The sequence below is a fragment of the Sphaerisporangium rufum genome, assembly GCF_016863395.1.
GTDB classification, from domain to species: domain Bacteria; phylum Actinomycetota; class Actinomycetes; order Streptosporangiales; family Streptosporangiaceae; genus Sphaerisporangium; species Sphaerisporangium rufum.
Map to the genome: position 1 here is coordinate 1 of NZ_BOOU01000078.1, position 12,362 is coordinate 12,362.

The 12,362-nt window shown below is 71.1% G+C and carries 15 protein-coding genes and 1 tRNA gene; 11 read left to right on the plus strand and 5 right to left on the minus strand.

Going from position 1 to position 12,362, the window contains the following annotated elements; genetic code table 11:
• Positions 1-560 precede the first annotated feature (560 nt).
• The 5 genes from Sru01_RS28425 (at position 561) to Sru01_RS28445 (ending at position 3,858) form a co-directional block, all read left to right on the plus strand.
• Complete coding sequence (locus Sru01_RS28425; RefSeq protein WP_203991877.1) at positions 561-1,373, plus strand: helix-turn-helix domain-containing protein; 813 nt, start codon at positions 561-563, stop codon at positions 1,371-1,373.
• A gap of 107 nt (positions 1,374-1,480) precedes the next feature.
• Positions 1,481-1,906 carry an ATP-binding protein gene (locus tag Sru01_RS28430; RefSeq protein WP_203991879.1) on the plus strand — a complete coding sequence of 142 codons (426 nt, stop codon included), beginning with the start codon at positions 1,481-1,483 and terminating at the stop codon, positions 1,904-1,906.
• Entirely contained in the window at positions 1,903-2,082 is a 180-nt protein-coding gene (locus Sru01_RS28435; protein WP_203991881.1) for a hypothetical protein, read from the plus strand. The genes Sru01_RS28430 and Sru01_RS28435 overlap by 4 nt, the downstream gene beginning before the upstream one ends.
• A gap of 83 nt (positions 2,083-2,165) precedes the next feature.
• The gene (locus Sru01_RS28440) at positions 2,166-3,011 is read left to right on the plus strand and encodes a sigma factor-like helix-turn-helix DNA-binding protein (protein WP_203991883.1); all 846 of its coding nucleotides are present in this window, start codon (positions 2,166-2,168) and stop codon (positions 3,009-3,011) included.
• Between the two features lies 1 nt (position 3,012).
• Positions 3,013-3,858 carry a protein phosphatase 2C domain-containing protein gene (locus Sru01_RS28445; protein WP_203991886.1) on the plus strand — a complete coding sequence of 282 codons (846 nt, stop codon included), beginning with the start codon at positions 3,013-3,015 and terminating at the stop codon, positions 3,856-3,858.
• A 311-nt stretch (positions 3,859-4,169) separates the two neighbouring features.
• Here Sru01_RS28445 and Sru01_RS28450 read toward each other — a convergent pair.
• Positions 4,170-4,251: transfer RNA gene (locus Sru01_RS28450), tRNA-Tyr, on the minus strand.
• A 142-nt stretch (positions 4,252-4,393) separates the two neighbouring features.
• On the opposite strand from Sru01_RS28450, the gene Sru01_RS28455 reads away from it, so the two are divergent.
• The 4 genes from Sru01_RS28455 (at position 4,394) to Sru01_RS28470 (ending at position 8,022) form a co-directional block, all read left to right on the plus strand.
• The gene (locus tag Sru01_RS28455) at positions 4,394-4,885 is read left to right on the plus strand and encodes a YajQ family cyclic di-GMP-binding protein (RefSeq protein WP_203991889.1); all 492 of its coding nucleotides are present in this window, start codon (positions 4,394-4,396) and stop codon (positions 4,883-4,885) included.
• Positions 4,886-5,139: 254 nt separating this feature from the next.
• A complete protein-coding gene (locus tag Sru01_RS28460) occupies positions 5,140-5,592 on the plus strand; it encodes an RNA polymerase sigma factor (RefSeq protein WP_275412221.1) in 453 nt (150 codons plus the stop codon).
• Positions 5,589-6,539 carry a hypothetical protein gene (locus Sru01_RS28465; protein WP_203991893.1) on the plus strand — a complete coding sequence of 317 codons (951 nt, stop codon included), beginning with the start codon at positions 5,589-5,591 and terminating at the stop codon, positions 6,537-6,539. The genes Sru01_RS28460 and Sru01_RS28465 overlap by 4 nt, the downstream gene beginning before the upstream one ends.
• A 202-nt stretch (positions 6,540-6,741) precedes the next feature.
• Complete coding sequence (locus tag Sru01_RS28470; RefSeq protein ID WP_373869551.1) at positions 6,742-8,022, plus strand: MFS transporter; 1,281 nt, start codon at positions 6,742-6,744, stop codon at positions 8,020-8,022.
• A gap of 17 nt (positions 8,023-8,039) precedes the next feature.
• Here the strand turns inward: Sru01_RS28470 and Sru01_RS28475 are convergent, their stop codons facing one another.
• Together Sru01_RS28475 and Sru01_RS28480 are read right to left on the minus strand one after the other, a co-directional pair.
• Positions 8,040-8,426, minus strand: a complete 387-nt coding sequence (locus Sru01_RS28475) for a hypothetical protein (protein WP_203991900.1) — start codon at positions 8,424-8,426, stop codon at positions 8,040-8,042.
• A complete protein-coding gene (locus Sru01_RS28480) occupies positions 8,423-8,701 on the minus strand; it encodes a hypothetical protein (protein ID WP_203991902.1) in 279 nt (92 codons plus the stop codon). Before Sru01_RS28480 ends, Sru01_RS28475 begins: the two co-directional genes overlap by 4 nt.
• Positions 8,702-8,836: 135 nt before the next feature.
• Between Sru01_RS28480 and Sru01_RS28485 the strand changes: the two genes are divergently transcribed.
• Positions 8,837-9,370, plus strand: a complete 534-nt coding sequence (locus Sru01_RS28485; protein WP_203991904.1) for a SigE family RNA polymerase sigma factor — start codon at positions 8,837-8,839, stop codon at positions 9,368-9,370.
• Positions 9,367-10,500, plus strand: a complete 1,134-nt coding sequence (locus tag Sru01_RS28490) for a hypothetical protein (RefSeq protein WP_203991905.1) — start codon at positions 9,367-9,369, stop codon at positions 10,498-10,500. Before Sru01_RS28485 ends, Sru01_RS28490 begins: the two co-directional genes overlap by 4 nt.
• 23 nt (positions 10,501-10,523) lie before the next feature.
• On the opposite strand, the gene htpX is transcribed toward Sru01_RS28490, so the two are convergent.
• Complete coding sequence (gene htpX / locus Sru01_RS28495; protein WP_203991907.1) at positions 10,524-11,378, minus strand: zinc metalloprotease HtpX; 855 nt, start codon at positions 11,376-11,378, stop codon at positions 10,524-10,526.
• A 252-nt stretch (positions 11,379-11,630) separates the two neighbouring features.
• Positions 11,631-12,362 (minus strand): 4Fe-4S binding protein (locus Sru01_RS35970; protein WP_239137809.1); only part of this gene is annotated, 732 nt, incomplete at its 5' end.

Sequence of the window (12,362 nt, forward strand, 5' to 3'; positions counted from 1 at the left end):
ATCGGTGGATTATAGAGCGCTGGTTCGCGAACCTGATCTGGTGCGCCACCTGCGGCAAGCGCGACTTCGCGTCCCGCAGTGATCGAGGTGGTCGGCCCCGCAAGTATTGCTCGAACAAATGTCGACAGGCCGCCTATCGAGCACGCCGTGCTTCCGACCATCCCCCGTGATCATGTCAAGGGTAGCCGCGGTATTCGGTGGGCCGGGGCTGAGGTACGAAGTCCCGGACCTTCGATCGCCCCCGGCCCCGTGTGATGGCCGGCCATCGCATGGCGATCGTCGTGCTGTATGAGTGCGGGCGGTGGCGCGTTCCGGGTCGGCGGGTCGGGATGCGGTCGGCGGGTGCTGCGTGCGGCGGGCGGTCCGCGTTCCCGCCCCCGGCCGGGACCGGCGTCCACGCCGCACGCCCGGCCGGGCGTGCGGGCGGCGGGCCGTGCGGCGGCGGCGAGCGCCGCCGCCCTTGATTCCTAAAAGCACAATTCGGCAAGGTTCGCGCTGGGTGTTCGGTCGGTGGTGGTAGAACGCTTGGCGTGGAGGAGCGGCGGGGTCGACTGCGGGAGTTGGGCGAGCTGGTTCGTCGGCTGCGTCGGGGTGCGGGGCTGACGGGTAAGGAGCTGGCTCGGCGGGCGGGGGTGGGGCAGCCGACGATCTCCCGGATTGAGACGGGTGGGTTGCTGCCTACCGCGGAGACGGTGGAGCGGGTGGCGGCCGCGCTCGGGCTGGGACCCGCGGATCGGGCGGAGTTGGATGGGCTGGTCTCTCGGCTGCGCGATGAGGTCGGGCGGCTTCGCGGTGGGTTGGCCGGGCGGGAGTCGGCTGATGATGCGCGGGTGCGGGCTGCGGGTGAGGTGGCGTGTTTCTCCTCGGTGATGGTCCCTGCGTTGTTGCAGACGGCGGAGTATGCGCGGCTGGCGTTGACGGTGGGGCGTGCGGTCGATGAGGAGGACGCGGCCAAGGCTGCGGCGATCCGGGTGCAGCGGCAGAGCGTGTTGTTCGAGGAGGGGCGGCGGTTCTGGTTCGTGCTGACCGAGGGGGCGGTACGGACGTGGCCGGGGTCGCCGGGGTTGATGGTGGCGCAGCTTGATCGGCTGGCTCAGGTGTCGACGTTGGGTCATGTGCGGCTGGGTGTGGTGCCGTGGTCGGTGGAGGCGCCGGCCTTTGCGTTGCATGGGTTCACGGTGTTCGACGGTGCGGTGTCGGTCGCGGAGTTGATCACCGGTGATGTCCTGGTGACCGAGCAGGGGGACGTGGCGGCGCATCGGGAGGTGCTGGAGGCGTTCGGCGGGGTGGCGGTGTACGGGGACGGGGTGCGGGCGTTGCTGGGTGAAATCGGGACGGATTTCCGCAGGCTGGAGTCCCAGACCCAAGACTGACGCATTTATGCGTCGAATTCCTTGAGAGTTATCGGCGCCAGTCCTACGCTTCGCACGTGGACGTATAGCCCCCTAGACGCCGGAGCGTTTCCATGTCGGCTTGGCGCATGTCTCGGTCCTTCCTCAGCTCCCCCGCCTCGGTGCGGGAGGCTCGCCGGTTCGTGACCTCGTTCCTGTCGGGCTGGCCGGTGCTGGACGCCGCCGAGTTGATCGTCAGCGAGCTGGCCACCAACGCGATCCGGCATTCGGCAAGCCGCCGGTTCGGCGGCCGCTTCCAGGTGATGATCCACGCGCAACATGACCGGGTCTGGCTGGGCGTCGCCGATGAAGGCGGCCCCGATCGTCCGGCGCTCGCGGTGCCCGGCGAACATGAGGAGGGCGGGCGCGGCCTGGTCCTGGTCGCCGCGCTGGCCGAGTCGTGCGGGGTACGCGGTGACGAGCAGGGCAGAACGGTGTGGGCGTTGATGCTGGTGGAGCCGGCGGCGGTGGGATCGGCGCGGCCGGATCCCGGCGCAGAGAGCGCGGGAGCATGAGCGATTGCCTCAGCCCGCACGTCAAGCGGCCACAACCGGGGCAGCAGCGAGTGGACTGGTTCGAGGTGACCGACGCCGCGCACGTCCGGGTCTGGGCGTGGACGTGTCCGTGCCGCGCGGTGTACTTCGAGCTGTGCAAGGCGGGCGGCTCGGCGTTCATCCGCCGGATCGTGTAGCACGACGACCGGCCCGAGATCCTCAAGACGGTGTTTCGTCTAGGGGCCTAGACTCGGGCGGGTGCCGCCGAGAGGGAACCACCGTGCCAGCCAGCGAGCTTGACCGCATCGCCGCGATCAAAGACCCTTACCTGCTGCTCAAGGCGGCCACCGAGCGGCTGAACGCCGCCCAGCAAGAGGTAGCCGAGCTGGCGCGGCTGCGGCGGCGGGTGATCCAGGATCTGCACGCGCAAGGCATGTCCTACGCCCAGATAGCCCAGGCAGCGGGCCTGACCCGAGGCCGTATCCACCAGATCCGCCACACCGGTCCGGCGCCGGAGGGGGCGTTCCTCGGCACCGGCACGATCACCATCGCCACCCCGCTCAAGCAGGACGCGATCAAGGCCCGGCCGGTGGTCGCCATGGAGGACGTCACCGCGAGCAAACGACTGGAAGACCTGGCCCGCGGCTACGGCCTGGCGGTGGAGCTGGAACACGTCCCGCTGGGCGGGCAGATCGACCTGAACCGGCCCAACCTGATCGTCATCTGCGGCCCGCGACTATCCCCTGTGGTGGGCCGGTTGTATGAGTCCGATCCGGTACTGGAGTGGGCCAAGGCCGATGACGGGCCGTGGACGCTGCACGACCGCCGCACCGGCACCGTCTACCGCTCCGGGGAGGACAGCACCCCGCCGGCCAGCGTGGACTACGCCTATCTGGGTCGGCTCGGCCGCCCGGACGGCCAGGGCAACGTACTGATCTTCACCGGCATCCACCCCCAGGGCACGTTGGGGGTGGTCAGCCTGATCACGGGTGAGATCAACACGCTGTGGGGGCAAGTGGCCGGCGACCGGTTCTCCACCGTGGTGCGCGTGGAGTACGACCCCGAAAGCGGGGAACCGGTGACGGCGGAACCGGCCGGCCCGCTGTACCGCCACCAGGAGAGCTGACGTGCGTCTCACCTTCGCCACCCGTCCCGCCGACCCTGACCGTCCCAATGAGGACTACCTCGCCGCCGCGCCGGACGCGGTGGTGCTGCTGGACGGGGCCGGCACCCCGCCCGGGTCGCAGAGCGGCTGCTCGCACGGGGTGGCGTGGTACTCGCGCATGCTCGGTTCCTCCGTGCTGGCCCTGATGACGCAGAGCCGGGGCACGCTGCCGGAGATCCTCGGTGAGGGGATCAAGGCGGTGGCCTCCATGCACGACTTCACCTGCGACCTGTCCCACGCCGGTTCACCCTCGGCGACCGTGGTCATGCTCCGTCGCGCCGGCGAGGAGCTGCAATGGCTGGTGCTGGCCGATTCGGTGCTGGTGATCGAACCGGCGGGCGCGGCCGAACCGCTGGTCATCTGCGACGACCGGGAAGCTCAGGTCGGCGCGCGGTACCGCGAGCGCATGGACGCCCTGCCCGGCGGCAGCGCCGAGCATCGGCAGGCGCACCGCGAGTACGTCGAGACCCTGCGGCAGCATCGCAACCGAGACGGCGGGTTCTGGGTCGCCGCCGCCGACCCCTCCGCTGCGGACCAGGCCCTCACCGGCACCGTCCCGGCCGGCCAGGTGACACGGGCGGCGCTGCTCAGCGACGGCGCCTCCCGACTGGTCGACCGCTTCCACCTGGCCACCTGGCCCGAAGCGCTCAACCTGCTCGACCGCCACGGCCCGGCCGCACTCATCCAGCGCGTACGCGACGCCGAACACTCCGACCCCGAAGGCACGAAGTGGCCGCGTGGTAAGACCTTCGACGACGCCACGGCGGCCTATCTGGTCTTCGGTGACATCGAGCAAGGCGCACCCTGACCGGCCTTCGGCTACGCCACCACCGACGATGCCCCAGGTCAGTCCTGCGCGACCGGAGATGTGCACGGTAATGCGAGAATCCGGCGCGCCGGGTTGCTGAGCGAGAACAGCGCATGAACGTGTTCGTTCGGGTCCGCGGCAGGCGCAAGCTCATCAGGGAGGCTCTCAAGGCACTGCAAGCGTCCAACTGACGCCGACGCGCATCCGACGCGGACCCCCGTAGAGCGCCGGTGACGACCATGAACAGCCGGACACACAGCAAGAGGCCCGTCACTGCGTTTTCGCTGGTGACGGGCCTCTTCTGGCTGGTGTGGCAGGTCCAGGGTTCGAACCTGGGTAGGCTGAGCCGACGGTTTTACAGACCGCTCCCTTTGGCCACTCGGGCAACCTGCCGTGCCTGCCGCTCTCGCGGTGACAGCAAGAAGAATAGCGGACTTCCGAGGTGTCTGTGACACAGGTCCGGGCGTGCCGTGATCCACACGCGGCGGGGCGTTCGTCGCTAGGGTCGTGGGGACGAGAGAGGACACCTATACCTATGGCCGACAGCAGCTTCGACGTGGTGAGCAAGATCGACCGGCAGGAGGTCGACAACGCGCTGAACCAGACGGTCAAGGAAGTTGGGCACCGCTTCGACTTCAAGGGCACCGGCGCGGACATCGCCTGGTCGGGTCAGCAGGACATCGTGATCAAGGCGAACAGCGAAGAGCGGGCGAACGCCGTCCTGGACGTCTTCAAGGAAAAGATCATCAAGCGTGGCCTGTCGTTGAAGATCCTGGACTCGGGTGAGCCGAAGCTTTCCGGCAAGGAGTACCACCTGCGGGTCGGGCTCAAGGAGGGCATCGACCAGGAGAACGCGAAGAAGATCTCCAAGCTGATCCGGGACGAGGGGCCCAAGGGCGTCAAGGCCCAGATCCAGGGGGACGAGCTGCGGGTCAGCTCGAAGAAGAAGGACGACCTCCAGGACATCATCGCCCTGCTGAAGGGCAAGGATCTGGACATCGCCCTGCAGTTCACCAACTACCGCTAGACGGACGGCAGGTCCTCCAGCCACCTGCGCGCAGCCCCGGACCAGGCGTGACGCCGGCCGGGGCTTCCGTTTCGGTGGGGCTCGTCGATCGCGCGCGTGCCGGCGGCGGATTCGCCGGCCGGTACCGAAGCCCGGGCAGGAGTCGCCTCGTCCGGTGTGACCGTCTTATCGGCATGTGACCAACGCGCGCCGGGTCCCGTCTCCTGTGGTGTGAGAACTCCACTCTTGTCCCGGAGGCGACCATCGGCACCCGGATCGAGCGGCTCTACCGGGACCACTGGCCGCTGGTCTGCGGCTACCTGCTGCGCCGCACCCGCGACCCGCACCTCGCCGAGGACCTCGCCCAGGAGACCTTCGTCAAGGCCACCCGGGCCATGCTCGGCTGGCGCGGGGAATCGCCGGCCGCGTGGCTGCTCAGCATCGCGCGCAACGTGCTCATCGACCATTTCCGGCGCCGCCGGGCCGAACTGCCGTTGCCGAACCCGGAGGAGCTGGGTGCGCCCGAGTGGGCCACCGACGCGATCGCGGTCCGCGACGTGCTCGATCGGCTGCCCGAGCAGGCACGGCGGTTGCTCGTCCTGGTCTATTTCGAAGGATTCTCCCTGGCGGAGGTGGCCGCGATGACCGGCCGGTCCACCTCGTCGGTCAAGACCGCCCTGTGGCGCGCCCGCGCCGCGTTCGCCGAGATGTACGGAGCCGTCCGATGACCGAGTCGACCGACCCGAACGTGCCCGACCTGGAGATCCCCGACTTCGATCCGAAGCGGACCCGCCGGGCCGTGCGCATGGGGGTCGTCCGCACCGCGCTGACCGTTCTCGTCCTGCTGCTGGTGATCGCCCTGCTGGCGACGGTGGGCTCGGGGTGGATCCAGCGGCGCGGTGATCGGGACCGGCGCATGTACGAGGTGCTCGGGACCGCACTGCAGATCGCCAATCCGGGGTACCGGATCCAGCTCGGTGAAATCAGCACCGCTCCGCTGTCGATGTCGCTGAAGGTGGGGATCAGCCCGGTGCGCGCCGTGGGCGGATTCACGTTCACCGCCGGGCCGGAGTTCGCCGACCGCAAGGACGAGATCACCCAGGACTTCTTCGGCCGGGTGCAGCATCCGCCGTTGGGTCACGACACCGAGACCTCGCTGACCTACGACCTCTATGACATCGGAACGGGGAACGGGCCCAAGAAGGAAATGCGCGAGGTGCTGGCCCGCCTGCCCCAGACGATGGCGGCTCTGGCGGTCGTGGAGTTCGCCACGCCGATGACCAGTACGGAACTCCTCGCTTTCGCCCGGCAGTACGGGGAGTGCCCGGACATCGTGGTCTACGAGAAGCGCCCGCGGGCGACCCCGATCACCGGCTCCATAATGACGAGACCGGCTTCGATGGATCCGCCCAAGGCCACGGATTGCAGGGACACGCCTCCGGAGACCCTGGAGGGTTTCCGGGGCTGGGTGGGCATGCTGCGCGAGCACGACGAGCACAATCTGCGGCAGTTCGGGCTGGACCTGGCCCGGCTGCGCAAGGCGGCGGCCGAGGGTAAGGCGTACGCGTTCGTCGATCCGATTTCCCGGATCCGCGACCTGCGGAAGATGATCGAAGATCCGCGGGTCACGACCATCCGGGTGTCCGACATCGCCTTCGACCTGGACAAGCCGTGACGGCGGGGCGGTGGGCGATACCGGGGCCTCGCTGGCCGCTGCCGGCCTGGCGTGACGATGATCCGGCGGATGGCCGGATAGCGCCCGTTGGCGCACGATACGGAGGAACTTGCATATCTGGCTCAGGGGCGGTTAGTACGGGCGGTGGAGCGCCGTCCCTCGAGTACCAGGAGGCCCCGTGGACGCATCTCCGGGCGGACCGGTGTTGGTCGGGGTACCACGGAACCGAGTTCGGCAGCTGCTGGCGGCCAACGTCGGAAACATGGTCGAGTGGTTCGACTGGTACACCTACTCGTTCCTGGCGGTGTACTTCGCCACCCAGGTCTTCCCCAAGGGCGCGGGTGGCAGCCTGGTGCCGCTGCTGAGCTCGTTCGCGGTTTTCGCGGTCGGGTTCTTCATGCGGCCGCTCGGCGGCCTGCTGGTGGGGGCGTTCGCCGACCGGTACGGGCGCAAGGCGGCGATGACGTTCACGATCACCCTGATGGGCGCCGGGTCGCTGCTGGTGGCGGCCACCCCGACGTACGCGGCGGCCGGGTTGCTGGCGCCGGTGATCCTCACGGTGGCCCGGCTGACGCAGGGGCTGTCGGTGGGCGGCGAGTTCGCGGCGGCCACCACGTTCCTGGTGGAGTCGGCGCCGCCCGGCCGGCGCGGGCTGTTCTCCAGCTTCCAGTACGTGAGCACGACGATCGGCCAGCTGCTCGCCTCCGGGCTGGCGGCGGTGCTGGCGGCGTCGCTGTCGGAGGCGGACATGAGCTCGTGGGGCTGGCGGGTGCCGTTCGTGGTGGGCGCGGTGGCCAGCCTGGTGGGCCTGTGGATCCGGCGCGGCGCCGAGGAGACGTCGGCGCTGGCCGAGGAGATCAAGCAGGGCCGGGCGGAGCGGCCCCGGTTGTTCGAGTTCCTGGTGAAGTACCCGACCAAGGCGTTCATGATCGTCGGGATCACCATGGCCGCCACGGTGGCCTACTACACCTGGACGACGTTCCTGCCGACGTTCGCCGAGCTCACCGTGGGGTTCGGCAAGGCGGAGGCGCTGCGCGCCGGCACGATCTCGCTGGTCTTCTTCATGGTGCTGCAGCCGCTGGCCGGCATGCTGTCCGACCGGATCGGCCGCCGGCCGATGCTGATCGCCTTCGGGCTGGGGTTCACCCTGCTGCCGGTGCCGCTGATGGGGACGCTGACCGACTCCTTCGCCAGCCTGCTGTTCGTGCAGTGCCTGGGCATGGTGTTCCTGAGCGGGTACACCGCGATCGCGGCGGCGGTGAACTCCGAGCTGTTCCCGACCCGGGTGCGCGCGTCCGGGGCCGGTTTCCCGTACTCGCTGACGGTGGCCCTGTTCGGCGGTACGGCTCCGCTGGTGGGCACCGCGCTGATCGACGCGGGCAACGCGCACCTGTTCGGCTGGTACATGTCGGCGCTGGCCCTGGCCTCGACGCTGGTGTACGTTTTCGCGCTCAAGGAGACCAAGGACCAGCCGCTGCGCTGACGCCGGGCCGGCCCGGTTCAGGGGATGGGGTCGATCATGATGCGCGGGTCGAGCAGGCTGAGCTGGTCGCCGCGGTCGGTGAGGACCGGCCAGCGGGTGTTGCGCGCGCACCAGACCACGTGCCCGGCCACCACGTCGCTGGAGCCGTCGAGCAGCTCGCCGATGTCCGGCGCCTTGCCCGCCGACAGGTCGTCGATGGTGACGCCGGGACCCATGAGCAGGTCGAACAGCTCGGCCTGGGTGTCCAGCGGGGCGATGGAGTAGACGGCGGCCAGCGCGGTGGACGGCACGCACAGCCCGCCGCCGCGGTACAGGCACATGGCGACCACGTGCCGCGAGTAGCGCGTCTTGGCCACGGCGACGTCCACCAGCGCGCTGACGTCCAGGACCCGTCCCGGGATCATGAAACCCGGGTCCGGGTCATCGGCGGGCGGCTGGCCTGGGCCCACTCCTCGTCGGTCAGCGGGGGGACGCCGAGCGCGGTGGCGGCGGTCTCCAGGTCCTCGCGGTCCAGGCTCCACCGGGCCATCAGCGTGACGGCGGCGTGCCTGGCCTCGATGTGCCGCTGCACGGCGGCGCGGATGATGTCCTCGACCCGGCGCCCTTCCAGGTGCGCCTGCCGCACCAGGGCCTCGGTCTGCACGTCGTTCAGCCGGATGGTGAATGAGGAGTGCCCCATACCGCGACGGTAGACGCCGGACGGCCCGGCGGGCACTCCCTTCGCCGCCGCGGATGCGGGATCGTCATCCTCGGTGGTGGATATGACCAACCCGGCGGGGCTCTCACCGCGTTCTTAGCGGAGAGAGGAGTGCGGATGGATCGCTATGAGGGCTTCCGCGAGTTCGTGGACGCGCGCCAGCAGGCGCTGATGCGCAGCGCCTTCCTACTGGTCGGGGACGCCCACCTCGCCGAGGACCTGCTGCAGACGGTGCTGGCCAGGGTGGCCCGGCACTGGCCGAAGCTGGCCCGGGACGGCAACCCCGAGGCCTACGCGCGCCGGTGCCTGGTCAACGAGTCGGTGTCCTGGCGGCGCCGCCGGTGGCACGCCGAGTCGCCGTCCGCGCGTCCCCCCGAACCGCCACCGCCGGCGAGCGAGGAGCGGGCCAGCCTGCACCGGATCGCGCTGCACCGCGCGCTGGCCCGGCTGGCGCCGCGCCAGCGGGCGGTCGTGGTGCTGCGCTTCTATGAGGACCTGAGCATCCAGGAGACCGCGCAGCTGCTCGGCTGCTCCGCGGGCACGGTGAAAAGCCAGACCAGCCAGGCGCTGGCCCGCCTGCGGGAGACGGCGCCCGAGCTCGCCGGCCTGCTGTCCGACGTCGATCCCGCGAGAGAGGAGGCACACCGATGACCCGACTGCACGACGCGTTCGCCGATCTCGCCGGCACCGCCCCCGAGGTGGACCTGGCCGAGGGCGCGCTGAAGCGGGCCCGCCGGCGGCGCGGCGGGACGCTGGTCACGACGCTGGCCGCGACGGCCACCGCGACGGCCGCGGTCGCGGTGGTGGTCTCCGGGATCGCGGTGCCGTCCGGCGAGCGCGGACCGGAGCGAGGGACGACCGTGACCTCCCAGGTCTCGGACGTGCTCCCGGACCGGGGCGTCGCGCCGGTGACCGCCGCTTACGCCGGCTGGTGCCGGGGTGCCTGGCGCGGTCCGTGCGCCGATTGGCGGGTCGTCACCGCCGACGGGCGGACCTACCGGGTGCCGCAGGTGATCGACCCGGTGGAGGGCGACAAGAAACTGAAGTCAGTGCTTTTCGGCCCGCTGGCCGTCAGCCTGGACGGACGCCGGATCGTCTACCAGGACCGCAAGGACGGCCTGGTCGCCCGAGACCTGGCGAGCGGAAGCCTGCGGCGCGCGCCCGTGCGGCCGGGAGCACGCAGACTGGTCCTCTCCCCGGACGGGCGCTACGTGGCCGTCGCCGGCGAGACCTCCCGGAACGGGATGCTCATCGACATCGACACCGGAGCCGCCACCGGCCTGCCCGACGGCTGGTCGCCCTTGAACGTCACGAGCAATGGTGACGTGCTGCTGGACCGGAACGGCGCGGCCATGGTCATCGACCGCACCGGGAAGCGCCGGGGGTATCTGGCCCGGGGCACGACCGCCGACCTGCGGCTCGGTGCGGTGGCGGCCGACGGCCGTACCGTGGCCGGGTGGCGGGACGGCGGGAGGTTGACCCGGCCCGGAAGGCCACCGGTCGACCGGCCCCTTGAGATCGTCACACTCGACGCGCCGTCCGGCCGGGTGATCTCGTCGGTGACGGTGCGGCGCGGCGAGGTCATCATGTCCGCCCCGGGCCACTGGCTGGACGGCGACCAGGTGCGGGTACTCCGGCTCGAACCCCGCCCCGGCAACGGTGGCAGAGATCGGATCACCACCGTCTTGGCGGTCGACGTACGCACGGGGAAGCTCCGTGAGATCGGCAGGTTCGCGGTGCCCACCTCGTCGGCGGTGTGGACCTTCCGCGGCGGCTCATGATCGCCGCTCCGGCGGGTCAGGGGTCAGCGGCGGTAGCCGGCCATGCTCTCCAGGCGGGCGACCCGGGCGGCGGTGTCGGGGTGGGTGGCGAACAGCCGGCCCACCCCGGCGCCGCGGAACGGATTGGCGATCATCAGGTGGGACGCCGAGGTCAGCCGGCTCTGCTCGGGCAGCGGCAGCCGGCGGACGCCCATCTCGATCTTGCGCAGCGCCGAGGCCAGGCCGAGCGGGTCGCCGGTGAGCCGCGCGCCGCACTCGTCGGCCTGGAACTCCCGGGACCGCGAGATGGCCATCTGGATCATGCCGGCCGCGACCGGCCCGAGGATCATCATCAGCAGCGCGCCGACCAGCCCGGGGCCGTCGTCGTCGTCCGCCGAGCCACCGAAGAAGACCGCGATGTAGCTACAGTAGGTGATGATGGTGGCCAGCGCCGCCGCCACCGAGGAGATCAGCACGTCCCGGTTGTAGACATGCGCGAGCTCGTGGGCGACCACGCCGCGCAGCTCGCGCTCGTCGAGCAGGCGCAGCAGGCCGTAGGTTACGCAGATCGAGGCCCGGCGCGGGTTGCGGCCGGTGGCGAACGCGTTGGGCTGCATGGTGGGCGAGACGTGGATCCGCGGCATGGGCTGCCGGGCGTCGGTGGAGAGCTCGCGGACGATGCGGTAGAGGGCCGGCTGCTCGACCTCGCTCACCGGCCGGGCCCGCATGGCCGACAGCGCGATGCGGTCGGAGAAGAGGTACGCCGCGCCGTTGACCAGCAGGGCGGCGCCGACGGCGAGCCGCAGGCCCCCGCCACCGCCGAGCCACGCCCCCGCCGCGAGGATCAGGGCGGACATGACGCCGAGCAGGGCGGCGGTGCGCAGGCCGTTGTGGTGCACGCTTCCTCCTTCCGACCTTCCGACGTGTCGTCCTGGTAACGCTCGGGACCTGGCCGAACGTTCCCGGCGCCGGACAGGCCGGATGGACCGGACGGGCGGGCCGGTCCGGCCGGGGCGGCGAGAAGACGATCTCCGGAGCGGCGGACGGTGGCGATGGCGGCGGGTCCAGGTCCTCGCCGGACCGGCGAGCGGTCGCGTTGCCGGGGGCTCAGGTCCTCACCGGAGCAGCGGACGGTCGCGACGCCGGCGGGGTCAGCTGTTCTCCGGGCCGGGTCCGGCCGGGGGCTGCTTCTTGGGGAGGGAGCCGGGCGGGCGGATCGCGCGCACCGCGGAGTGCGGCGCCCGGGCCGGCCGGGGCGGCGGCCCGCCGGGCAGGGCGTCCGGCCCGTCCGGCCCGGCACCGGGCCGGGGGCCGGCGCCGGCGGGTGGCTCCGCCGGGCCGGGACGGCCGGGCGCGCCGGGGGCGGGGCGGCCGTGGCCGGGACGCGCGGCGCCGCGGGCGGCGGCGCCGATCTCCTTGGGCGGCTCGGCGTTCGCCTCGTGGGCGGGCGGCGGGGGCACGGTGGCGGCCCACCCGCCGAGGCGGTCCTTCTCGTGCAGCAACTCCCGGATGTCGTACTCGGCGTACTCGAACTCCGGCGACCAGAACAGCGCGTCGAACGGGCACACCTCGATGCAGATGCCGCAGTACATGCACAGGGAGAAGTCGATGGCGAAGCGGTCGAGCACGTTGTGCGCGCGGGGGCGGCCGCCCCCGGCGGCCGGGGTGGTCTCCTTGTGCGAGTCGATGTAGATGCACCAGTCGGGGCACTCGCGGGCGCAGAGCATGCAGACGGTGCAGTTCTCTTCGACCAGGGCGATGACCCCGCGGCTGCGGGGTGGCAGCCCGGGTCGCACCTCGGGGTAACCCGGGGTGTCCGCGCTGCTCAGCGGGGGGTTAAAGGCGGCATCGAGCCCTTTCTCCGCCCCTTCTCCTGGTGTACC

Excerpts from the sequence above, each read along its gene's own strand:
- Sru01_RS28435 (WP_203991881.1), top strand. The coding sequence starts at position 1,903 with ATGAGCGATTGCCTCAGCCCGCACGTCAAGCGGCCACAACCGGGGCAG.
- Sru01_RS28455 (WP_203991889.1), top strand. The coding sequence starts at position 4,394 with ATGGCCGACAGCAGCTTCGACGTGGTGAGCAAGATCGACCGGCAGGAG.
- Sru01_RS28485 (WP_203991904.1), top strand. The coding sequence starts at position 8,837 with ATGGATCGCTATGAGGGCTTCCGCGAGTTCGTGGACGCGCGCCAGCAG.
- Sru01_RS28480 (WP_203991902.1), bottom strand. The coding sequence starts at position 8,701 with ATGGGGCACTCCTCATTCACCATCCGGCTGAACGACGTGCAGACCGAG.
- Sru01_RS28490 (WP_203991905.1), top strand. The coding sequence starts at position 9,367 with ATGACCCGACTGCACGACGCGTTCGCCGATCTCGCCGGCACCGCCCCC.
- Sru01_RS28430 (WP_203991879.1), top strand. The coding sequence starts at position 1,481 with ATGTCTCGGTCCTTCCTCAGCTCCCCCGCCTCGGTGCGGGAGGCTCGC.
- Sru01_RS28475 (WP_203991900.1), bottom strand. The coding sequence starts at position 8,426 with ATGATCCCGGGACGGGTCCTGGACGTCAGCGCGCTGGTGGACGTCGCC.
- Sru01_RS28465 (WP_203991893.1), top strand. The coding sequence starts at position 5,589 with ATGACCGAGTCGACCGACCCGAACGTGCCCGACCTGGAGATCCCCGAC.